General features: G+C 69.7%; 17 protein-coding genes and 1 tRNA gene. 2 read left to right on the top strand and 16 right to left on the bottom strand.

The genetic code is table 11. The features are described from left to right. Positions 1-136: 136 nt before the first annotated feature. The 3 genes from F6J84_RS06400 to F6J84_RS06390 are packed head-to-tail and all read right to left on the bottom strand — an operon-like array spanning position 137 to position 5,617. Positions 137-3,502: an ATP-binding protein gene (locus F6J84_RS06400; protein WP_150972315.1), complete on the bottom strand. Its 3,366-nt coding sequence runs from the start codon at positions 3,500-3,502 to the stop codon at positions 137-139. Further along, positions 3,499-4,161, bottom strand: a complete 663-nt coding sequence (locus tag F6J84_RS06395) for a DUF4194 domain-containing protein (RefSeq protein WP_150972313.1) — start codon at positions 4,159-4,161, stop codon at positions 3,499-3,501. The genes F6J84_RS06400 and F6J84_RS06395 overlap by 4 nt, the downstream gene beginning before the upstream one ends. Next, the gene (locus tag F6J84_RS06390) at positions 4,154-5,617 is read right to left on the bottom strand and encodes a DUF3375 domain-containing protein (protein ID WP_150972311.1); all 1,464 of its coding nucleotides are present in this window, start codon (positions 5,615-5,617) and stop codon (positions 4,154-4,156) included. The genes F6J84_RS06395 and F6J84_RS06390 overlap by 8 nt, the downstream gene beginning before the upstream one ends. A 79-nt stretch (positions 5,618-5,696) precedes the next feature. Here F6J84_RS06390 and F6J84_RS06385 point away from each other — a divergent pair, with 79 nt between their 5' ends. Continuing rightward, on the top strand, positions 5,697-7,109 hold the full coding sequence (locus tag F6J84_RS06385) for an HNH endonuclease signature motif containing protein (protein ID WP_191905772.1): 1,413 nt from the start codon (positions 5,697-5,699) through the stop codon (positions 7,107-7,109). 97 nt (positions 7,110-7,206) lie between these two features. Here F6J84_RS06385 and F6J84_RS06380 read toward each other — a convergent pair. From F6J84_RS06380 to F6J84_RS06350, 7 genes are all read right to left on the bottom strand, one after another. After that, positions 7,207-7,278, bottom strand: a tRNA-Gln gene (locus tag F6J84_RS06380). 86 nt (positions 7,279-7,364) lie between these two features. Then, positions 7,365-8,879 carry a glutamate--tRNA ligase gene (gene gltX, locus F6J84_RS06375; protein WP_150972309.1) on the bottom strand — a complete coding sequence of 505 codons (1,515 nt, stop codon included), beginning with the start codon at positions 8,877-8,879 and terminating at the stop codon, positions 7,365-7,367. Between the two features lie 116 nt (positions 8,880-8,995). Then, positions 8,996-10,225, bottom strand: coding sequence for an MFS transporter (locus F6J84_RS06370; RefSeq protein ID WP_150972307.1), 1,230 nt, complete (start codon positions 10,223-10,225; stop codon positions 8,996-8,998). Positions 10,226-10,245: 20 nt separating this feature from the next. Beyond that, a complete protein-coding gene (locus F6J84_RS06365; RefSeq protein ID WP_150972305.1) occupies positions 10,246-11,013 on the bottom strand; it encodes a fumarylacetoacetate hydrolase family protein in 768 nt (255 codons plus the stop codon). A gap of 74 nt (positions 11,014-11,087) precedes the next feature. After that, positions 11,088-12,194, bottom strand: a complete 1,107-nt coding sequence (locus F6J84_RS06360) for a branched-chain amino acid aminotransferase (protein WP_150972303.1) — start codon at positions 12,192-12,194, stop codon at positions 11,088-11,090. Between the two features lie 70 nt (positions 12,195-12,264). Continuing rightward, positions 12,265-13,317, bottom strand: a complete 1,053-nt coding sequence (locus tag F6J84_RS06355) for a 3-isopropylmalate dehydrogenase (RefSeq protein ID WP_150972301.1) — start codon at positions 13,315-13,317, stop codon at positions 12,265-12,267. A 32-nt stretch (positions 13,318-13,349) separates the two neighbouring features. Continuing rightward, positions 13,350-14,897 carry an MFS transporter gene (locus tag F6J84_RS06350; RefSeq protein ID WP_150972299.1) on the bottom strand — a complete coding sequence of 516 codons (1,548 nt, stop codon included), beginning with the start codon at positions 14,895-14,897 and terminating at the stop codon, positions 13,350-13,352. 67 nt (positions 14,898-14,964) lie between these two features. Between F6J84_RS06350 and F6J84_RS06345 the strand changes: the two genes are divergently transcribed. Further along, positions 14,965-15,510: a TetR/AcrR family transcriptional regulator gene (locus F6J84_RS06345; protein WP_150892270.1), complete on the top strand. Its 546-nt coding sequence runs from the start codon at positions 14,965-14,967 to the stop codon at positions 15,508-15,510. Positions 15,511-15,519: 9 nt separating this feature from the next. Here the strand turns inward: F6J84_RS06345 and serA are convergent, their stop codons facing one another. The 6 genes from serA to F6J84_RS06315 form a co-directional block, all read right to left on the bottom strand. Next, the gene (gene serA / locus F6J84_RS06340; protein ID WP_150972297.1) at positions 15,520-17,124 is read right to left on the bottom strand and encodes a phosphoglycerate dehydrogenase; all 1,605 of its coding nucleotides are present in this window, start codon (positions 17,122-17,124) and stop codon (positions 15,520-15,522) included. 152 nt (positions 17,125-17,276) lie between these two features. After that, the gene (locus tag F6J84_RS06335; RefSeq protein ID WP_191905771.1) at positions 17,277-17,630 is read right to left on the bottom strand and encodes a bacitracin resistance protein; all 354 of its coding nucleotides are present in this window, start codon (positions 17,628-17,630) and stop codon (positions 17,277-17,279) included. Further along, positions 17,627-18,187, bottom strand: coding sequence for a DNA polymerase III subunit gamma/tau (locus tag F6J84_RS06330; protein ID WP_150972295.1), 561 nt, complete (start codon positions 18,185-18,187; stop codon positions 17,627-17,629). The genes F6J84_RS06335 and F6J84_RS06330 overlap by 4 nt, the downstream gene beginning before the upstream one ends. A 138-nt stretch (positions 18,188-18,325) precedes the next feature. Next, positions 18,326-19,351 (bottom strand): ketol-acid reductoisomerase, encoded by a 1,026-nt coding sequence (gene ilvC, locus F6J84_RS06325; protein ID WP_150892267.1) that lies wholly within the window; start codon positions 19,349-19,351, stop codon positions 18,326-18,328. Between the two features lie 100 nt (positions 19,352-19,451). After that, the gene (gene ilvN / locus F6J84_RS06320; RefSeq protein WP_150892266.1) at positions 19,452-19,961 is read right to left on the bottom strand and encodes an acetolactate synthase small subunit; all 510 of its coding nucleotides are present in this window, start codon (positions 19,959-19,961) and stop codon (positions 19,452-19,454) included. Position 19,962: 1 nt separating this feature from the next. Then, positions 19,963-21,765 (bottom strand): acetolactate synthase large subunit, encoded by a 1,803-nt coding sequence (locus tag F6J84_RS06315; protein ID WP_150972293.1) that lies wholly within the window; start codon positions 21,763-21,765, stop codon positions 19,963-19,965. Between the last annotated feature and the right edge of the window lie 2 nt (positions 21,766-21,767).

The raw sequence follows: 21,767 nt of genomic DNA, 5'->3' as shown, positions 1-21,767 counted from the left end.
GGATGGAGACGGGGCAGCTCCGCTGTCGCGCCCACCACAAACGCGGTCCCTATCAGAACACGTTTCGGGAGAAGCGGTTTCGGTCCTTAGATGCTCTCGCGATGATGCCTGGATCGACGTTCAAGCGATCCGATCGTCATTCCCCGCCCACCTCATCCGGAAGCCCCACTTTGGGCTTCGCCCACGAGCGGCCCCGGGTGTCCTTGAGGATGGTGTACTCGACGTCCACATGCGGCTCGATCGCGCTGTACTTGTCGTTCGGGGCGCCGATGACCAGCTGGAACCCCAGCCCGCGCCAGGCCCCGATCGCGCGCTTGGTGAAGTGCGCGTCCGCCTTGATCAGCGCCTCGTCCATGAACACCGGGGCATAGCGGGGGCGCGCCGCCCCGGCATCGCCGAGCTGGTAGCGCAGCGCCGCACCGACGATGAAGGCGACGAGCTCCTGCGACTCACCACCGGACTTCTCACCGATGTGGTCGTAGAGGGCGACGTGCTCCCCCGATGCCGCGTCGATCCGCTCGGCACTCACGCGCACATGGTTGCGCACGTCGATGAGCTCGGCGTATTCCGGTGCGGTACGCCGCATCCGTCCGATGAGGCGACTCATCCGGCGGTAGACGTGCTCGCGCTGAGCATCCGTGGATGCGGCATCGATCAGTCCGCGGACCTCGCGGAGCTCCCGGCGGAACCGCCTGCGCGCCTCGGACTGGTTCTCGCGCGGTGTGATCTGCAGGCGATGATCGTCGTCGTAGAACGGCAGCGCCGCCATGATCCGGTTGATCGGCTCGATCCGGTCCTTGATCTCCCGCAGCGAGCGACTGAGGGTGGAATCCAGGCTCGTGAGGTCGTTTCCGGAGAGCTTGAGCAGGCTGTCCCGCCACTCGATCTCCAGTTCGTGCAGGCCGTTGGTCTGCAGCGCCTCGAGGATGCTCTCGAACTCCGCGACCGATTCGTCGGGATCGGGCAGGATCGTGAGGCTGTCCCAGCGCTCGAGGAATCCGGTCATGAGACGGCGCATGGCCTCCCGCTGCTCCGCATGGGACTCGGCCGCCGCACGTCGATCCTCGAGGAGACGCTGCGCGGCGGTCCGCAGCGCAGTCTCCAGATGCACGAGACGCTCTGCGGCGGTGAGCGTGTCACCGGTCTCGGTGTGCAGGAAGTGCCGGTCCAGGAAGGACGCGTGCCCGTCGCCCAGCACGAGCTCCTGCGCATCGGCGGCGTCGATGACGCTCTGGCAGGCGTCGACGTCGTCCGTCACCTGTGCCCAGCGATCCTGCGTCTGCGTCAGCTCGTTCTCCAGCCGCGCCTGATCGTCACGCAGCCGCCCCGCCCGGACCCTCACCTCCTCGGCCTGACTGGTGAGTCGGGCGATCTCGGGATTGGCCGTCGTGACCTCGTCCGCCACGGCGAGCCAACGATCGCGCTCGGCGGACACCGCCGCGACATCGATCTGCTCCCACGTGAGGTCCTCGATCCGGGCGTACGCCTTCGCGTGCGCCCCGATCAGATCGAGCGCTCCCTCCGCGTCCCGCGCAGCCGAGGCGAGTTCGTCGCAGCGGTCGGTGAGCTGCTGCAGCTGCTCGTCGAGCTCACGCAACCGCCGGTCGTTGGTGAACCCGAGCATGTCGACCCGGCCCTGCCCGCCGTGCGCGCCGCGGTTCCCGTGGGACATCTGGCCGGTGATCGTGAGCGCCCTCGCGTGGTCGTCCAGCTGCGCGGACCTGTCCACGCAGACAAAGCCGAAGCGCTCCTGCAGCCGCTGCTGCAGCCAACCGGTGAAGGCCGTCGACCGGAAGTCCAGACGGCCCGGGAGGGTTGCTGTGTCGGCGATCCGGAGTTCGGGGAGTCCGGTGATCGCGCCCTCGTAGGCGAGCCTCTCCGGCGTGCGGACGGAGTCGATGGCGGCACGGAAGGGAGCCAGCCGGGCGGCATCGATCAGGAGCGTCCGGGCGAATCCGCCGAGCGCGAGGTTGAACGCCTCCCGCCAGGGCTCGAACTCGGTGCGCACCTCGACGAGCTCGCCGACGAACGGGAGGTCCGCCGGATCGAGACCGGCGGCCCGGGCCAGCAGGGCACGCGACTCGTCGAGATGCGCGGGGATGCTGCCGCGTGTCGTGGCGGTGTGCTCGCGTTCCTCGCGCAGGCGGCGCAAGCGGGTCTCGGCTTCCCGGCGTGCCGACTCCGCGTCCGCGAACGCCGCACGGGCGGCGCGGACGTCGGTCTGGGACGAGGAGCCTCGCGCACCCGAGACGATCTCCTCGAACTGCGCGGCGGAGGTCACCTCCATCCCGAGTTCCCGGACGACCGCATCGAACCTCGCCCGCTCTCGGGTGACCTCCTCCAGCCGGCGCTCCGCAGCCCGGAGCTCCCGCTGCGCGGTCTCCAGGCGGTCACCGCCGGACTGCCGCAGCACATCGAGCAGGCCTTCGCGCTCGATGTCGGCGGCGTCGATGAGCGCGCGCTTCTCGCGTACGGCGAGCTGCAGCGCACGGGCCCGCTCACCGAGCTCGGCCTCCACCTCCCGGAGGAGGTCCAGCCGCCGGTGCGCGCTCCACAGGGCGGCGAGCGAGGACGGGTCGGTGAACACCCCCACCTCGTCGATCACGCGCACCCGCTCGGCGGCCGACGCGATCCGCTCCTTGATGCCGTGGATGGGTTCCAGCGCGCTCACCTGCTGCTTGGCGGTCAGCATCCGGGTCCGTGTGCTCTCGAGCTCGTCGAAGTGCGCGACGACGGCATCGGCGGTCGCCATGGTCTCGGGCTCTTCGAGGACGAGCTTCTTGTAGAGGTCGTCCACGGTGGTGATCTGCTGGCCCGCCTGGATCCGGGCGAGGAGACTGACCGCCTTCGCCCCGGATCCGGCCGCCCCGATCCCCAGCACGGCGTGCAGCCGCGCCGAGAACTCCCGGTCGGTGGCGAGGGTCTCCAGGCCGGCAGCCCGCACCGCGGCGTCGGAGAGGCGCTGTGCGGCGGCCGGTTCCAGGCGCCCCAGGTCGAAGGCGTCGTCGACCGTGGCCCGGACTCGGGTCGTGTCCTCGAGGGTCCGGGCGTCCGCGGGGATGTACCAGGCCCGCACCGCCGTGAAGCGCGAGCCGTCGTGATCGAGCCATGTCATCGCGATGGCGCTCCAGGTGTCCTCGCCGTCGCCGCGCAGGACCCTGAGTTTCGTGCCGTCGGCGGTGCGGGACTCATCGATCTTCCCGCGCCCGTACGACAGGATGTTGCGTTGCTCGTTACCCCGGGGCCGACCGGTCACCCCGCCGTTCGAGGCCCCGTTGAACGGGGTGGTGTGCGGCATCATCAACGCGATGTACGCATCCATCAGCGTGGATTTGCCGGAGCCCGAGCCGCCGCACAGCAGCGTCGCGTCGGGTGAGAAACGGACGCGGTGCGGACCGGAGTCGTATCCGCCCCAGTTGATGAGCTGCAGGTCCTCCGCGACCCACTGCTGTCCCCGTGAGCCCGCCGGGATGAGCCCGAACAGGGTGTCGACCATCGTCATCGTTCCACCGCCTCCTGCGCACGCAGCCAATCGCGGAGCTCTCGCAGCGTCTCCGCGCTGAGGACGATCTCGACGAGCGCGCTGATCCGGTAGCGCCCGCTGGTCTCCTCGCTGATGATGCCCTCGCGGTCGAGGCGGTCCATCGCGTGCCGGATGGCCTTCTGCTGTTTGGCGGTGCTGCCGTCGACGTCGGTGAAGTAGCTCAGGACCGTCTGCTCGACGTCCTCGATGTCGATGCGGACGGATGCCTCACCGGTGGCCGATTCGCGTTGGTAGACGGTGCGGAGGTGCACGAGCACCAGGGTCTCGGCCCGCGAGTACGGCGCGTCCTTGAGCAGGACCGGCATGTCGATCTCGTCGGAGCGCAGCTGCTGCTTGTAGGCGAAGCCCCGACCGTGATCGACCACGAGGCGGAGGTACAGATCGTTCAGGCGGGACTCGATCACCTGCTGGTGGTCGAGGAGGAGGGTCCACTCTCGGCGGTTCCGCTCTGCGGCGATGAAGCGACGCTGCAGGATGTGCACCAGCACGCGACGTACCTCCGGGTCGAGCGTCCCCCGGTCGCCCGGGAAGTGCTCCTCGATGTCGGCCTCCATGGCCACCGGCGCGATGAATGGATCGTCGGTCGGCGCCTCGGTCGCGAGGTCCACGTCAGTCATGTGCTTCTTCCTTCGTCGTGCGCGCGGTGACGGCGCGGAACGCGAAACGTCGTGTGGTGCCGTCGGGGCGCAGGGCTTCGACCACCGACACCTCGGAGCCCTCCGTCATGCCGTTCCGGTGGGCGATCTCGAGCAACCCGACCAGGTCGACCGGGCGGCGGGTGTCGTCCTCGGCATCCGTGAACGCCTGCGCGAGATCGAACTCCTGACCGAGACCGGCGACATACGCCTCGAGCTCCGCGTACCGCGGTCCGCCCCACGCGCGCGTGTCGACGTCGAGGAACTCGACATCCCCGGCATCCGCCAGGGGCGCGGGAGCAGCCGGCGGGCGGATGTCGCTCACCGCCTGCCGCAGGTGACCCACATCGACGAGCGGCATACTGCGCACCGGGTCGGCGACGGTGCCCGTCCCGCCCCAGGCGTGCAGCCCGGCCATGACGTCGCGCAGCAGATCGTCTATCTGCCGGTCCCGCAGTGGATCGTGCGTCTTCACCTGCCCGGTGATGACGTGCGAGGCCCGGCGCTGGGCGGCCAGCACCTCTTCGACACCGAGCTCCACGCGGCGGCCGATGGCATCGAGTTCGGTGCGCTGGCTGCTGTCCAGCATCCGCGCGAACGGCTGCCGGAGCAGTCCCTGCAGCTGCTCGGTGAGCGCGTCGATGCGGTCCGGGTCGCCGATGAGGCGGAGCGCACCGGCGAACGCCCGCCCTTCCGAGGTGGACTGCATGACGTCCTGCGCCCGTTGCAGGTACTCGCGGAGCACCTCACCCGTCGGCCGCTCGTCACGGCGCAGGTGGGCGACGACGTCTCGCTGCATGAGCTTCAACGACTCCGCGACGCGCGTGAAGTCCGCGGGCAGCTCCCGCGCCAGGTGGAGGACGTTCTCCGCCTCTTCGAGGAGCTCCTCATCGTCGAGCGGATCGGCCCGACCGGACTCCTCGATCCGGTCGATCTCCGCATCCAGTGCGGCACGTTCCTCGCGAAGACGTGCAAGCCGGCGGACGGGGTCGGCCTCAGCGCTGTCCGACAGATGCTCCACCGCCTCGAGCAGCGTGCGCACCCGCGAGTTGGAAACGCGCGTCCGGCCCCCACCGGTGCGACCGGCGATCTCGAGCGCTTCCACGGCGTGTGCGGACAGACGGTACACCTCGACGTCGTCATCGATCTGCTGCACCAGCCAGCCCAGGCGCACCCAGTGCCGGCAGACGTCGCGCCCGCTTCCGGCGGGGACGCGGCGGTCGGCGTCCTCCTCGTCCGCACGCCGCAGCTCGTCGAGGATCTCGGACAGCTCGGCGTGTGCGTCGGCGATCGGTACCGCCGCGCGGTCGGCGGAGAACAGGATCGAGAGGGAGGCGACGACGAAGGGCGCGAATCTGCCGTGCAGCAGATCGAGGGTCGGCGTGCTGAACGCGGCGACCGCGCGCGAGTACGCCGCTTCGGCCCGGGATCCCGTCACTCCTTCGAGGATAGTCGGGCTCGCACGGACGATCCGACGTCCCGGCGGCGATGTCGGAGGCCCCGAGCAGAATGTGGGTATGCAAGGACGCGACGAGGTCGGGATGGTGGCGGCTCACCGTGCCGTGCTCGCCGGGATCGTCGCCGAGGTGCAGGCTGCGCGCGCGGCTCAGAACGCGGCGTTCGTTGCGGAGACTCGCGCGCTCGCGCAGGCCGGGGAGCTCGCCCGGGCACAGACCCTCGGCAGCCCGCAGCGGGTGCGGGATCACGATATGGCGTTGCGGTCGATCGCGGCGGAACTGGCCGGGGTGATGCACCTGTCGGACCGGTCCGTACAACGGCGGATCGGCGACGCGGTCGAACTCGCCACCGATTACCCCGCCACGCTGGATGCGTGTGCGCGGGGTGCGATCACCCCGGGGCATGTGCGGGTGATCGTCGAGACCGGCGTCATCCTCCCCCCGGAGGCGCGGGGCGAGTTCGAAGCCGCCGCGCTGGAACGATGCGCACGGGAGACACCGGGACGCGTGCGAGCCGGTCTGGCGATCCTCGCCGAGCGGATGCATCCCCGATCGATGGGCGAGCGTCACCGGGAGGCGCGGGAGACGCGCGGGGTGCGCGTCGCGCCACTGCCGGACGGCATGTCTGACCTGATCGTGACCGGGCCCACCCTCGTCATCGACGCGATCTACGACCGGCTCACCCAGCAGGCCCGCTGCATCACCGATGTACGGGCGGATGCGGCGAAGGCGCCGCGAGCCGCTGCAGCCACCACTCTGCCGGGCGGAACGGGGAACGGAACCTCGCCGACCGACGACGCCACTGTCCGTACCGACGATGACGACGCGCGGGCGATCATCGCGTCCGATACCCGGACGATGGACCAGCTCCGCGCGGACCTGATCTGCGACATGCTGCTCACCGCCGCGCCCGGCGCCGACCCCACCCGCACCGACGACGGGCCTGGGCTGCTCGGTGCGATCCGCGGCAAGGTGCAGGTCGTCGTGCCGGCGCTCACGCTCCTCGACACGGATGATGGGCCCGCCGATCTGGTCGGCCGCTCCCCCATCGACCCCGGCACCGCCCGCGAGCTCGCCGGAGTCATCCCGTCCCCGTGGGAACGGATCCTCACTCACCCCGTCACCGGCACCGTCCTGCACGTGGACACCTACCAACGCCCCGCGGCCATGGACCGGTACCTCCGCGGACGGGACCGGCGCTGCCGGTTCCCCGGATGCGGTATGCCCGCCATCCGCTCCGAGCTCGACCACACCCAGGATTTCGCGCTCGGGGGCCGCACGGAGACCGGCAACCTCGCCCATCTCTGCCAGCGCCACCACAGCATGAAGCAGTTCACCCCGTGGACCGTCATCCAGAAACCCGGTGGGGTGCTGGAATGGACCTCGCCACTCGGGAAGACCTACATCGACGATCCACCCGTCCCGATCGTGCGCTTCGTCCCGACCGCCGACGGCGATCCGCCACCGTTCTGATGCCGGCGTTCTGTCAGCCGTTGCGGGCGCAGGATCCTCGCGGAGAAATGCAAGAAGCCCGGTTCATCCTTGCGGATTTCCCGGGCTTTCTGTCTTGCTGGGGTACCTGGACTCGAACCAAGAACAACGGAACCAGAAACCGCCGTGTTGCCAATTACACCATACCCCACCGACTCGCTCGCAAGCGGTGCCAAGAGACAAGCTTAGACGACCTCGGCACGCTCGCCAAACCCGGCGAGCCCCGGGCGCGCCGGGTCACCCGATGCGCTGCACCAGGTCACCCAGGCGACGGATGCTCTCCGCCTTGCCGAGGAGCTCGAGGGACTCGAACAGCGGCGGCGAGATGCGGCGCCCGCTCACGGCGACGCGCAGCGGACCATAAGCCACCCGCGGCTTGAGGTTGAGCTCGTCGATCAGCGCGATCTGCAGCGCCTCCTGGATGGCTGCGGCGGTGAACTCCGGCTCGGGGACCACTTCGAGAGCCCCGACCGACGCGACGAGCACCTCACCGGCATTGGCCGGCAGGCTCTTCAGGGCGTCCTCGTCGTAGACGACCTCATCTCGGAACAGGAACCCGACGAGACCCGGGACCTCGCCGAGCAGCTGCACGCGCTCCTGCACGAGGGGGGCGGATGCGGCGATCATCGCGCGCTCCTGCTCGGTGGGCTCCGGCTGCACGAGGCCCGCGGCGACGAGGTACGGCACGATGCGTGCGGCGAAGTCCTCGGGCGTCAGCATCCGGATGTGGTCACCGTTGATCGACTCGGCCTTCTTCTGGTCGAACCGGGCCGGGTTCGGGTTGACATCGGCGATGTCGAACGCGGCGACCATCTCCTCGAGCGAGAAGACGTCGCGGTCCGGTGCCAGGGACCACCCGAGCAGCGAGAGGTAGTTCAGCAGGCCCTCGTGGATGAAGCCCTTCTCCCGCTGGAGGAACAGGTCCGCCTTCGGGTCCCGCTTGGACAGCTTCTTGTTGCCCACCTCGCCCAGCACGAGGGGCATGTGCCCGAATCGCGGCACGAAGTCCGTGACCCCGGCGTCGACGAGGGCCCGGTACAGCGCCAGCTGACGCGCCGTCGAGGGCATCAGGTCCTCGCCGCGGATGACGTGGGTGATCCCCATCAGGGCGTCGTCCACCGGGTTCACGAAGGTGTACAGGGGCACGCCACCGGCACGTACGAGCACGAAGTCCGGGAAGGACCCGGCCGGGAACGTGACCTCGCCGCGGATCAGGTCGACGTAGGTGAGGTCCTCGTCGGGAACCCGCAGCCGCCACGCCGGCTCGCGCCCTTCGGCGCGGAATGCGGCCTTCTGCTCATCGGTCAGGTCGCGGTCGTAGTTGTCGTAGCCGAGCTGCTTCGCCCGCCCATTGGCCGCATTGCGGGCATCGATCTCCTCGGCCGTGGAGTAGCTCTCGTACACGGCACCGCTGGCCTTGAGCTTCTCCAGCACCTCGCGGTACAGGTCGTGCCGCTGCGACTGGCGGTACGGCGCGTGCGGGCCGCCTACCTCGACACCCTCGTCCCAGTCGATCTCGAGCCAGCGCAGCGCGTCGAGCAGCTGCTGATAGCTCTCCTCGCTGTCGCGCGCGGCGTCGGTGTCCTCGATCCGGAAGATCAGCTTGCCGCCGTTGTGCCGGGCGTACGCCCAGTTGAACAGCGCCGTGCGGATGAGGCCGACGTGCGGCAGTCCGGTCGGGGACGGGCAGAATCGCACGCGGATGTCCGCGCCGGTGGCAGTGGTGGTACGGGAATCTGGTGCGGAAGCCATAAGGACTCCAGCCTACTCTCGCGCGCTGGGCGCCCCTGCTCGCTGAGGGGTGGTACCTGGACGGGTCGACCCCGCCGATCTGGAGCGCGCTGCGTCCGCCCCGCGCCGCAGAGCCGTCATGAGCGCTGCGGGATCCGGCCGAACGGTGACAGCACGATGACCGCGACCACGGCCGCCATCACGAGGAGGGCAAGACCGCCGTATCCGATCCAGGCCAGCACGAGTCCCGCCCCCGCCGCGCCGGCTGCGCCGACGAGACTCATGGTGAAGTCGCTCAGTCCCTGCCTCCGTGTGCGACGGTCCTCGGCGGACGCCTCGGTGAGCAGGGCAGAACCGGCCACCGTCGAGGCGCTCCAGCCGAGGCCGAGGAGGACGAGCCCCAGGGTGACGGCGGTCGTCGAGTCCTGCCCGAATGAAGCGGTCAGCAGGCCGGCGATCAGCAGCGCCTGGCCGAGCAGGATGGTCGGCACCCGGCCGACGCGGTCCGACAGGATGCCGAAGACCGGCGAGAGCGCGAACATCCCGGCGATGTGCAGGCTGATCGTGACACCGACGATGGAGAGGTCCGCACCGTGGTGCAGGAGATGCACGGGCGTCATGGCCATGACCGAGACCATCACCCCGTGCGCTGCGGCGACGGAGCCGATCGCGTAGCGCGCCACGACCGGCCGGTCCGGCTTGGCGATGGGCGCGGTGCCGGCACCGCTCCGGCGCTCGGCCACGATCCGTTGGGCCAGCAGCAGGGGATCCGGGCGGAGGACCAGGAGATACAGCAGGACGCCCAGGACCTGCCCCGCGATGGTGAACAGGTACGGACCGGTGAGGGGCGGCATGCCCGCGAGCGCACCGAGGGCCTCGCCGGGACCGGTGAGGTTCGGTCCGAGCACGGCGCCGATGGTCGTCGCCCAGACGACGATCGACAGATCGCGCCCGCGGGATGCGTCGGTGGCGAGGTCTGCGGCGGCGAAACGCGATTGCAGGTTCGCCGCCTGCCCTCCTCCGACGAGGAGGAACGCCACGATGAGCAGCGGGAGCGACGCGACGCTCACGGCGACGACAACGAAGGCGACACCGACGAGCGCGATGAGCATCCCGCCCGCCAACGAGATCCTGCGGCCGAACCGGCGGGCCACCCCCGCCAGCGGGATCGCCAGCAGCGCGGTGCCGAGCGTCACCGCTGCGGCGGCGAGTCCGGCGAAGGCCTCGCTGCCGGCGACCTCGGAGGCCAGCACGGCGCCGAGCGAGACCGTGGCACCGAACGCGATCCCGCCGAGGATCTGGCCGACGGAGAGCACCCAGAGGGTGCGCCGCTGCGCGCCGGCCGCATCCGCGACGGTGAGAGTCACGGATGCCGCCCGCTGCGCGTTCACGCGTCGCGGACGGTGTTGCGGAGGATCCCGAGGCCGGTGATCTCGACCTCGACCACGTCGCCCGCACGGATCTCGCCGACCCCGGCGGGAGTGCCCGTGAGGATCACGTCCCCGGGCAGGAGGGTGAACGCCGCGGAGGCATACGCGATGATCTCCGGGACCGAGAAGACCATGTCGGTCAGCGGTGCGTCCTGGCGGACCTCGCCGTTGACCCTCGTGGTGAGCCGCGCCGCTCCGGCAGGATCGAAGTCCGTCTCGATGGCGGGCCCGAGCGGGCAGAACGAGTCGAAGCCCTTCGCGCGCGACCATTGACCGTCCGCGCGCTGCAGGTCGCGCGCGGTGACGTCGTTGCCGATCGTGTAGCCGAGCACGTACTCGTGCGCCTTCTCGGCGGGGACGTTCTTCGCGATCCGCCCGATGACGACCGCGAGCTCACCCTCGAACTCGGTGCGCTGCGACTGCGGGGGACGCACGATGGCGTCGCCGGGGCCGATGACCGAGGTGTTCGGCTTGAGGAACAGCAGCGGCTCGGCCGGGACATCGTTGCCGAACTCCGCCGCGTGGTCCCGGTAGTTCCGTCCGACCGCCACGACCTTCGATCGCGGGATGACCGGGGCCAGCAGCGCTACGTCGGCGACGGGGACCCGGTCGCCCGTCGTCTCGTATCCGGCGAACATCGGATCGCCGGCGAGGACGACCAGCTCACCTCCGTCGACGATGCCGTAGGTGATGGCGTCCTGATGGCTGAAGCGCGCGATTCTCACCCGCACAGCCTACCCAGCGAGATCGCCCGGCGGCCGAGGCCACCGGGCGATCCGGAACGCGTACCGTGGTCGGCTCAGCCGTCGAGGCGGACCAGCCAGCCGTGCCGGTCTTCGCGGCGACCGTACTGGATGTCGGTCAGCTCCTCACGGAGCGACAGCGCGAGCGGGCCGGACGGCTGGACGTCGAAGAAGTCCTTGCCCTTCAGCACGCCGATCGGGGTCACGACGGCGGCGGTCCCGCAGGCGAAGACCTCGACGATGTCCCCGGATGCGACGCCCTCGCGCCACTGCGCCAGGGAGATCGCCCGGCCTTCGACCTTGTGCCCGCGGTCCACGGCGAGCTGCAGGATCGAGTCGCGCGTGATGCCCTCGAGGATCGACTCCGACTGGGGGGTCACGAGCGTGCCGTCCTTCATGACGAAGACGATGTTCATCCCGCCGAGCTCTTCCACGTTGCCCTCCGGGTCGAGGAAGACGACCTGGTCGCACTCGTTCTCGTAGGCCTCGGACTGCGGAAGGAGGCTCGCCGCATAGTTCCCGCCGGTCTTCGCCGAGCCGGTGCCGCCCTTCGCGGCGCGCGCGTAGTCCTCGCTCAGCCAAATGGAGACGGGCTGGACGCCGCCCTTGAAGTACGCCCCCGCCGGGCTCGCGATCAGGTAGTAGGCGACCTTGTGCGCCGGACGCACCCCGAGGAACGCCTCCTTGGCGAACATGAACGGGCGCAGGTACAGGCTCTGGTCGTCTCCGTTCGGCACCCACGCGCCGTCCACCGCGACGAGCTCGCGGATCGACTGCAGGAAGTACGAGACGGGCAGCTCCGGCAGGGCGAGGCGGCGCGCCGAGCGCTGCAGCCGACGGCCGTTCTGGTCCGGACGGAACGTGTGGATCGAGCCGTCCGCGTGCCGGTAGGCCTTGATGCCCTCGAAGATCTCCTGGCCGTAGTGCAGCACCGCGGCTGCGGGATCGAGGGAGATGGGCCCGTAGGGCTGGACCCGCGGGCGGTGCCAGCCTCCGCCGACCGACCAGCAGATGTCGACCATGTGATCGGTGAAGTGGGTACCGAACCCCGGGTTCTGCAGGACCTGGTCACGCTCGGACGCACTCTTCGCGGCGAGGTTCTTGGTGACCGTGAACTGCAGCGGCGCGAGGCCGGCGTCCGGATCGGTGTCGAGGAGTGTCATGGGAAATCTCGCTTCATCTGCGCACGACGTGCGCGGTATTCGGATCGGCGACGGATGCTGCGCGTCCAGATTACGCCTGCAGGCGCCCGACGATGGCGTCGCCGATCTGAGCGGTGGGGCGGCCGGAGTCGCCGCGTGCGGCGATGTCGTCTTCCACGGCGCGGGTGACGCGGGCGGATTCGTCGCTCAGCCCGAGGTGGTCGAGCAGCAGTGCGACGGAGAGGATCGCGGCGGTGGGGTCGGCCTTTTGCTGACCCGCGATGTCCGGCGCCGAACCGTGCACGGGCTCGAACATCGAGGGGAACGCGCCGTCCGGGTTGATGTTGCCGGATGCGGCGAGGCCGATGCCACCGGTGACGGCGCCGGCCAGGTCGGTCAGGATGTCGCCGAAGAGGTTGTCGGTGACGATCACGTCGAAGCGGCCCGGGTTCGTGACCAGGAAGATCGTTGCCGCGTCGACGTGCAGGTAGTCTACGGCCACGTCGGGGTGCTCTGCCGCGACCTCATCGACGATGCGCTTCCAGATGCCGCCTGCGTGGACGAGGACGTTGGTCTTGTGCACGAGGGTGAGCTTCTTGCGACGACGCGCGGCCTGGTCGAACGCGAAGCGGACGACCCGCTCGACGCCGTAGGCGGTGTTGACCGAGGTCTCGTTGGCGACCTCGTGGGGCGTGCCCACCCGGATGGCGCCGCCGTTGCCGACGTACGGCCCCTCGGTGCCCTCGCGGACGACGACGAAGTCGATCTCACCGGGCTCCGCCAGCGGACCGGGGGCGCCCGGGTACAGCTTGGAGGGACGCAGGTTGACGTAGTGGTCGAGCGCGAAGCGCAGCTTCAGCAGCAGGCCGCGCTCGATGTTCGCATCCTTCAGCCGCGGGTCCCCCGGCACGCCGCCCACGGCGCCGAGGAGGATCGCGTCGTGCGCGGAGATGGCGGCGAGGTCCTCGTCGGAGAGCGTGTCCCCGGTCTCCAGGTAGCGCGCCGCGCCCAGGGAGAAACGGGTCTTCTCGAACGTCACGTCGGAGTCCGCGGTGACCGCATCCAGGACCTTCTCGGCCTCGGCGACGACCTCGGGACCGATGCCGTCACCGGGGATGAGGGCAAGCTTGACGACGCGCGACATGACACTCCTAGCTGACGTCGCCGCGCGTGTGGTCAGCGTCGCGGCGTGGTGGTGCGGTTCGATCCCAGCGTACTGGCCGCGATGACGCCGGCGATGACGACCAGTCCTGCGCCGATCAGCGACGTGACCCCCACACCGGCGTCGAAGGCGTGCGCGGCCGCGGCACGGAGCGCATCGCCCGTCCCGGCGGGGAGCTCACCGGAGGCGGCGACGGCACCGGCGAGCGTCTCGCGTGCGGCTGCGGCGGCATCCGCCGGCACACCGTCCGGGATGACGAGATTCGAGCGGTAGAAGGCCGTCAACAGACCACCCAGCAGCGAGGTGCCGAGCACCGCACCGATCTCGTACGCCGTCTCCGAGACGGCGCTGGCCGATCCGGCCTTCTCCGGCGGGGCGCTGGAGAGGATCAGCTCGTTGGAGATGGTCTCGGCCATGCCGATGCCGATGCCGAGGGAGATGAACGCCGCGACGAGCACGCCGACCGCGCCCGGATCGGTGGACAGCGCCACGGTCGCGTAGCCGGCGACCGAGAACGCGAGCGCAGCGGGCACCAGGATGTGCGGGCTGATGCGCATCGACAACGGGACGACCAGGAGACCCGCGATGATCATCGCGGCGAGGCCGGGCACGAGCGCGAGTCCCGCCTGGAGGGGCGAGAGTCCGACGATCAGCTGCAGGTGCTGTGCGACGAAATAGAGGAAACCGACGAGGGCCAGCACGCTGAGCAGGTTCACCAGGAGGGCGCCACTGAACGTGGCCCGGCGGAACAGCCGCATGTCGAGCATGGGAGTCGCAGAACGCAGCTGGCGGCGGACGAACAGGAAACCGAACAGGACGCCGGCCAGGAAGAGCCCGCCGATCGGGAGGGTGGGCCCGTGGACGGCGACCTCCTTGATGGCGTACACGATGGGCACCATGGTGGCCATCGACAGGAGGATGCTCACCGGGTCGATGCGCCCGGGCTTCGGGTCCCGGCTCTCCGGCACCAGCAGCGGCGCCAGGACGAGAAGCGGGATGAGGACGGGGACCGCCATCAGGAACACCGATCCCCAGGAGAAGTGCTCGAGGAGGATGCCGCCCACGATCGGCCCCAGCGCGGCGCCGGCGGAGAACATCGCCGCCCACACGGCGATGGCGAAGCGGCGCTGTGCGCGGTCGGTGAAGATGCTGCGCAGCAGCGAGAGGGTGGAAGGCATGAGCATCGCCCCGAAGACCGCCATGAGCGCCCGCCCGGCGATCAGGAGCTCGGCGCTGGGCGCGAAGGCCGAGAGCGCCGACACGGCGGCGAACCCGCTTGCGCCGAGCAGCAGCATCCGACGCCGGCCGAACCTGTCGCCCAGCGTCCCCATCGTCACCAGGAGCCCCGCCAAGACGAGCGGATAGGCGTCGATGATCCAGAGCTGCTGCGCGCTGGTGGGCTGGAGATCCAGCGCGATCGCCGGCAGCGCGAAGCTCAGCACGGTGTTGTCGACCGAGACGAGCAGCACCGGCAGCATCAGCACGACCAGCGCCGCCCAGCCGCGCCAACCCACCCGGCGTCCCCGGGCGTCGGCGATCTCGATCTCCTGCGTGAGTGTCATCATGTTTCTATACCGTCCAGCTGGTATAGTAACAGACCTCCCGTCCCCCCTGGATACGATCGAGCGCATGAGCCGTCCCCCCCGAGCCCGAGAACTCGTCCTCGACGCGTTCGAGACGCTACTCATCGACGAGGGTGAGCGGGCCGCGACCCTGGACGCCACCGCACGCGCAGCCGGGGTCTCCAAAGGGGGCCTGCTCTACCACTTCGGCACGAAGGAGGCTCTCGAGGCAGGACTGATCGAACGCCTCGACGCGCTGGCGGATGCAGACCTCGCCGCCATGGAGAACTCCCCCGACGGGCCCATCGCCTACTTCGTGCGGACGTCCGCGATGAACGACGACCCGCTCGACCGCGTGCTCATCGCCGTGTCGCGGCTCGCGCAGGGCGGGCACGCCGCGGCGGGCACCGCCCTGCGCGCCGTCCGGGAACGATGGGCGGACGCCCTCCGGCCGCACGCGGCCGACCGCGCAGCGCTGGATCTGATCATGCTGGTCAGCGACGGGCTGTACTTCAACAACGCCCTGGGCGGGGACGGCGTCGCCGGTCCCGTGCCCACCGGCGAGGCGATGGCGTCGCTCATCGCCCTCGTCGAACGCGCGACGAGGGCGTGAGCGCGAGCCTCAGGACTCGGTGATCTCGATCTGACGGAACAGGTCCGCCTGGATCGCCGATCCGACCTCGGTCAGCAGCTCATCCGAGACCGGCGAGTCCACCGTCAGGATGGAGAGCGCCTGTCCGCCGGCGCTCCGGCGCGCGATCTGCATGCCGGCGATGTTGATGCCCGCCTCGCCGAACTTCTGGCCGTACACGGCGACGATGCCGGGCCGGTCGGTGTACAGCATCACGAGGTGGAACTTCTCGATCGGCATCTCCACGGCGTAGCCGTTGATCCCGACGATCTTCTCGATCTGCTTCGTACCGGTGAGGGTTCCGGAGACGGAGATCTGCGAACCGTCCGAGAGCGCTCCGGCGATCGTGATGACGTTGCGGTACTCCTCGCTCACGCCGTCGACGATCAGCCGCACCTCGATGCCGCGCTGTTCCGCCAGCAGGGGCGCGTTGACGTAGGACACCGACTCGCTGACGACGTTGGTGAACACGCCCTTCAGAGCGGCGAGCTTGAGCACCTTGACGTCGTACTCCTGCAGCTCTCCGTGCACCTCGACGTCGATGCTCGTGACGGGTGAGACCGCCAGCGCGGAGAAGATCTGGCCGAGCTTCTCCACGAGCGGGATGCCCGGGCGGACGTACGGGTCGATCACGCCGCCGGCGACGTTGACCGCATCCGGGACCAGTTCGCCCGAGAGCGCGAGTCGCACCGACTTGGCGACGGCGACGCCGGCCTTCTCCTGCGCCTCGTCGGTCGAGGCGCCCAGGTGCGGGGTCACCACGACGTTCGGGAGGTCGAGCAGACGCGCGGCCGAGCCGCCTTCCTGCGGCGGTTCGCTCGTGAAGACATCGAGGCCGGCACCGGCGATCTCACCGGTGGTCAGCGCCTTGTAGAGGTCGTCCTCGTCGATCAGGCCGCCGCGTGCGACGTTCACGACGAAGGCGCTCCGCTTCATGCGGCGCATCTGGTCGATGCCGATCATGCCGGTCGTCTCGGGCGTCTTCGGCATGTGGATGCTGATGAAGTCGCTCTGCTCGAGCAGCTCGTCGAGCGACAGCAGCTCGACACCGAGCTGCTGAGCGCGCGCGCTCGTGACGTACGGGTCGTAGGCGACCACGCGCATGTCGAACGCCTGCAGCCGGGACGCGATGAGCGCACCGATTCGTCCGAGGCCGATGATGCCGACGGTCTTCTCGAACAGCTCCGTGCCGGTGTAGGAGCTGCGCTTCCAGGCACCGGATGCCAGCGACGCGTGCGCGGCCGGGATCCGGCGGGCGAGACTCAGGATGTGACCGATCGTGAGCTCCGCGGCCGACACGATGTTGGACGTGGGGGCGTTGACGACCATGACACCGGCCGTGGTCGCGGACTTGATGTCGACGTTGTCGAGCCCGACGCCGGCGCGGGCGATGACCTGCAGCGAGGGCGCGGCGGCGATGGCCTCCGCGTCCATCTTGGTGGCCGACCGGATCAGGACGGCGTGGGCGTCGGCGAGGGCCGGCAGCAGCGCCGCGCGGTCCGCGCCATCCACGTGGCGGATCTCGAAATCGGGGCCGAGAGCATCGATCGTGGCGGGTGAGAGCTCTTCAGCGATGAGGACGACGGGCTTGGTCACGACGGTGTCCTTAGGCATGCGGGACGACGTGCAGGGCACGACGGCGAGGGGTGGGAAGCTGCCGCCGCACGCCACGGGAGGCCTCGGCGGAACGAGGCCAGCCTACCGCGTGGCGCCGCCGCCTCCTGACCGTGTGACGCCCCGCGGACGGCTCAGGAGCCGTAGAGGGAGGCCGTGACCGACGCGTAGGCGAGGACGTTCAGCCAGAAGACCGCGACCAGCGCGAGGCCGCTCAGCATCACGAGCGAGAACGGGATCGCGCGGCGGCGCCAGCCGAGGGCGAACGCTCCGCCGTAGGCGATCAGCGGGAACACGACCGGCAGGAGCAGGACGAACCAGCCGAAGCCGGTGAGCCCCTCCACACCGTTCGCCTGCTGCAGGAGGAAGGCCAGGGCCGTCCACACCGCGTAGGCGTAGAACAGGCCGAACCCGCCGGCGATCGTGACGATGAGCGCCACCGGGAGGGTCGTCCCCTGGCGCGTCTCGGCCCGGTTGCCACGGGTCATCGGATCCCCACCCCCACCATCAGGAACGGCCACGGCAGCAGCGCGATCGCCCCCGCCACCAGCAGCACCATGCGTAGCCAGGTGCGACGTCCACGGGTGGTCACCAACACGGTGACGAACACGATCGCGGGGGCGAGCACCGCGATCAACCAGGTCACGAGGTACCCGACGGGATCCAGGAACAGCTGCGCGATGACCTGCAGCCGGGATCCGCCGATGAACCACCCGATCGCGAGGAGGAGATAGATCCCGCCCAGCACGCCGAGGGAGACGAGGGTCACGTTGTCCATGGGTGCCGGTGCCGACGCCGTCGCCGGCACGGGAGCCGTCGCGGGAGCGGACGCGGCGGGCACGGGACGGCGCGGCGGCGGGGACCCCGCCGGCGGCTTCGTGATGGGAGGGGTGCCCTCCGGCGTCCGGGGGACGGATCGCTCGGTGACGCCCGTTTCCTCGCGCGCGGGGTTCGGGTCGTCCCCCGCCGGCGAGGCGGTGCCCGTGTCGAGGGTGGGGTCGTCGTCCCCGTCCCAGCTGAGGGCGTCGTCGTCGCGTCCGGCCATACCCTCCAGCGTACTGTCCACCCCGCGCGTCCTCCGCCCTCCGGCCGGACGAAAAGGGCCCGCCCGCCCGCGTCCAGGATGTGGACGCCGACGGGCGGGCGGGAGCACGGCCGGTTGGGCCGGCTGGTCTTGCGGAGATCAGCGCGCGGCGGAACCCTCGGTGTAGTCGGCGTCCTGCTGCTTCCAGGCGAACAGCGAGCGCAGCTCGCGGCCGACGGCCTCGATCGAGTGGGCCGCACCCTTCTCGCGCAGCTCCATGAACTCGACCGCACCGTTGTCCTGGTCGTCGATGAAGCGCTTGGCGAAGGCACCGGACTGGATGTCCGCCAGGACGCTCTTCATGTTCTCCTTGACGCTCTCGTCGATGACGCGCGGACCGGAGACGTAGTCGCCGTACTCGGCCGTGTCGGAGACCGACCAGCGCTGCTTGGCGATGCCGCCCTCCCACATGAGGTCGACGATGAGCTTCAGCTCGTGCAGCACCTCGAAGTAGGCGATCTGCGGCTGGTAACCGGCCTCGGTGAGGGTCTCGAACCCGTACTGCACGAGCTGGGACACGCCACCGCAGAGGACGGCCTGCTCACCGAACAGGTCGGTCTCGGTCTCCTCGGTGAAGGTCGTCTTGATGACGCCGGCGCGGGTGCCGCCGATGGCCTTCGCGTACGAGAGCGCCAGCGGCCAGGCCTGCCCGGTCGCGTCGTTCTCGACGGCGATGATGTCCGGGATGCCACGGCCGGCGACGAACTCGCGGCGCACGGTGTGCCCGGGGGCCTTCGGCGCGACGAGGATGACGTCGACGTCCTTGGGCGCGTCGATGTAGCCGAAGCGGATGTTGAAGCCGTGCGCGAACGCGAGCGTCTTGCCTGCGGTCAGCTTGTCCTTGATCTGGTCGTTGTAGATCGAGCGCTGGTGCTGGTCCGGCGCGAGGATCATGATGACGTCGGCCCATTCGGCGGCGTCGGCGACGGAGAGGACGCGGAAGCCCTCCTCCTCCGCCTTGGCGGCCGACTTGGAGCCGTCCTTCAGCGCGATGACGACCTCGACGCCGGAGTCGCGGAGGTTCTGGGCGTGGGCGTGGCCCTGCGAGCCGTAGCCGACGATCGCGACCTTCTTGCTCTGGATGATCGACAGGTCGGCGTCGTGGTCGTAGAAGATCTCAGCCATGTTCGTCTTTCTCTTTCCTTGTTCTGAGTGTGTTGGGTGTCCGTGACGCGGGGGATCCCGTCCGGCGGTCGGGTGATCCGTGTACCGGACCGGCGAGGGCTCAGCCGCGCAGCACCCGTTCGGTGATGCTCTTGCTGCCGCGACCGATCGCGAGCAGCCCGGACTGGGCGAGTTCCTTGATCCCGAAGGGCTCCAGCGCGCGCAGCAGCGCGTCGACCTTGCCCTTGTCCCCGGTCGCCTCGACGACCACGGCGTCGGGTGCGTAGTCCACGACCGAGGCGCGGAAGAGGTTGACGACCTCCAGCACGCTGGAGCGGGACGAATTGTCCGCCTTCACCTTCACGAGGACGTGCTCGCGCTGCACGGAGGAGGCGGGGTCGAGCTCCACGATCTTGATGACGTTGATCAGCTTGTTGAGCTGCTTCGTCACCTGCTCGAGGGGCAGCTCGTCGACGTCCACGACGACGGTGATCCGGGACAGTCCCGGGACCTCCGTGACGCCGACGGCGAGGGACTCGATGTTGAAGCCGCGGCGGGCGAACAGCCCTGCCACGCGGGTCAGCAGACCCGGTTTGTCCTCCACCAGGAGGCTCAGCACGTGACTGGTCATCTCACGCCTCCTCGTCGAAAGCCGGCGCATGGTCGCGCGCGTACTGGATATAGCTGTTGCTGACGCCCTGCTGGACCATCGGCCACACCATCGAATCCGCCGAGACGACGAAGTCGATCACGACCGGGCGGTCGTTGGTCTCGAGCGCGGTGCGGATGGCCGCATCCACGTCCTCCTCCTTCTCCACGCGGATCGCGAGGCAGCCGTACGCCTCCGCGAGCTTGACGAAGTCGGGGATGCGGATGGTGTCGTGGCCCGTGTTCAGGTCGGTGTTCGAGTACCGGCCGTTGTAGACCAGCGTCTGCCACTGTCGCACCATCCCGAGCGACGAGTTGTTGATGATCGCGACCTTGATCGGGATGTTGTTGATCGCGCAGGTGGCGAGCTCCTGATTGGTCATCTGGAAGCAGCCGTCGCCGTCGATCGCCCATACCACGCGGTCGGGTTCGGCGACCTTCGCGCCCATCGCCGCCGGCACCGCGTATCCCATCGTCCCGGCACCGCCGGAGTTGAGCCACGCGTTCGGGCGCTCGTACTTGATGAACTGCGCAGCCCACATCTGGTGCTGACCGACGCCCGCCGTGTAGATCCCCTCGGGGCCGGTCAGCTCGCCGATCCGCTGGATGACGTACTGCGGCGCGAGCAGCCCGTCCGTGGTCGGCGCGTAGCCGAGCGGGAACTCGTCGCGCAGACCGTCGAGGTACGCCCACCACTCCGAGATGTCGGGGGCCTCCCCCGCCACCTGCGTGCGGTACGCGCCCTCGAGATCGATCAGCACCTCGCGCACGTCGCCCACGATGGGGACGTCCGCCGTGCGGATCTTCGAGATCTCGGCCGGGTCGATGTCGACGTGCACGACCTTGGCGTGCGGGGCGAACAGCGCAGCCTTGCCCGTCACCCGGTCGTCGAAACGTGCACCGAGAGCGATCAGCAGATCGGCCTCCTGCAGGGCCAGCACGGCCGGGACCGTGCCGTGCATCCCGGGCATGCCGAGGTGCTGCTCGTGCGAGTCCGGGAATGCGCCGCGTGCCATCAGGGTGGTGACGACGGGTGCGTGGGTGGTCTCGGCGAGGGTCAGCAGCTCGGCCGAGGCCTTCGAGCGGATGACGCCGCCGCCGACGTACAGCACGGGCTTCTTCGCCTCGGCCAGCAGCTGGGCCGCGGCCTGGATCTGCTTTCCGTGCGCCTTCGTGACCGGCCGGTAGCCGGGCAGCTCGATCTTCGGCGGCCACACGAACGGCACCTGGTCCTGCTGCGCGTCCTTCGTGATGTCCACCAGCACGGGGCCCGGGCGGCCGGTGCCGGCGATCTCGAAGGCCGCCGCGATGGCGCCGGGGACGTCCTGCGCCCGCTTCACCAGGAAGGAGTGCTTGGTGATCGGCATCGTGATGCCGACGATGTCGGCCTCCTGGAAGGCGTCCGTACCCATCAGGGTCGAGAACACCTGACCGGTGATGCACACGAGCGGAACCGAGTCCATGTAGGCATCGGCGATCGCGGTGACGAGGTTCGTGGCACCCGGACCGGAGGTCGCGATCGCGACCCCGATCTTGCCGGATGCCGACGCGTAACCCTGCGCGGCGTGACCGGCACCCTGCTCGTGACGGACCAGGATGTGCCGGAGCGCCTCGGTGTCCATGAGCGAGTCGTACACGGGAAGGATGGCGCCGCCGGGCAGACCGAAGACGTCGGTGACGCCCAGGAGTTCGAGCGAACGGATGACGGCCTCGGCGCCCGTGAGCACGGGTGCGGATGGGGTGCGGGCGGGCGGCCGGGGCACGGCCGCGGAAATGTCGGATGACATGA

Origin of the sequence: Microbacterium caowuchunii (assembly GCF_008727755.1) — a bacterium.
Taxonomy (GTDB): domain Bacteria; phylum Actinomycetota; class Actinomycetes; order Actinomycetales; family Microbacteriaceae; genus Microbacterium; species Microbacterium caowuchunii.
Note: the sequence above shows the minus strand (reverse complement) of the source record. Positions and strands in the feature narration are given on the sequence as shown.

Coding starts and splice junctions, on each gene's coding strand:
- F6J84_RS06400 (WP_150972315.1), bottom strand. CDS start 3,502: ATGACGATGGTCGACACCCTGTTCGGGCTCATCCCGGCGGGCTCACGG.
- F6J84_RS06395 (WP_150972313.1), bottom strand. CDS start 4,161: ATGACTGACGTGGACCTCGCGACCGAGGCGCCGACCGACGATCCATTC.
- F6J84_RS06385 (WP_191905772.1), top strand. CDS start 5,697: ATGCAAGGACGCGACGAGGTCGGGATGGTGGCGGCTCACCGTGCCGTG.
- gltX (WP_150972309.1), bottom strand. CDS start 8,879: ATGGCTTCCGCACCAGATTCCCGTACCACCACTGCCACCGGCGCGGAC.
- F6J84_RS06360 (WP_150972303.1), bottom strand. CDS start 12,194: ATGACACTCCTCGACACCGATCCGGACGCCGGCCTCGCGCCGCTGCAG.
- F6J84_RS06355 (WP_150972301.1), bottom strand. CDS start 13,317: ATGTCGCGCGTCGTCAAGCTTGCCCTCATCCCCGGTGACGGCATCGGT.
- F6J84_RS06350 (WP_150972299.1), bottom strand. CDS start 14,897: ATGACACTCACGCAGGAGATCGAGATCGCCGACGCCCGGGGACGCCGG.
- F6J84_RS06345 (WP_150892270.1), top strand. CDS start 14,965: ATGAGCCGTCCCCCCCGAGCCCGAGAACTCGTCCTCGACGCGTTCGAG.
- F6J84_RS06335 (WP_191905771.1), bottom strand. CDS start 17,630: ATGACCCGTGGCAACCGGGCCGAGACGCGCCAGGGGACGACCCTCCCG.
- F6J84_RS06330 (WP_150972295.1), bottom strand. CDS start 18,187: ATGGCCGGACGCGACGACGACGCCCTCAGCTGGGACGGGGACGACGAC.
- ilvC (WP_150892267.1), bottom strand. CDS start 19,351: ATGGCTGAGATCTTCTACGACCACGACGCCGACCTGTCGATCATCCAG.
- ilvN (WP_150892266.1), bottom strand. CDS start 19,961: ATGACCAGTCACGTGCTGAGCCTCCTGGTGGAGGACAAACCGGGTCTG.
- F6J84_RS06315 (WP_150972293.1), bottom strand. CDS start 21,765: ATGTCATCCGACATTTCCGCGGCCGTGCCCCGGCCGCCCGCCCGCACC.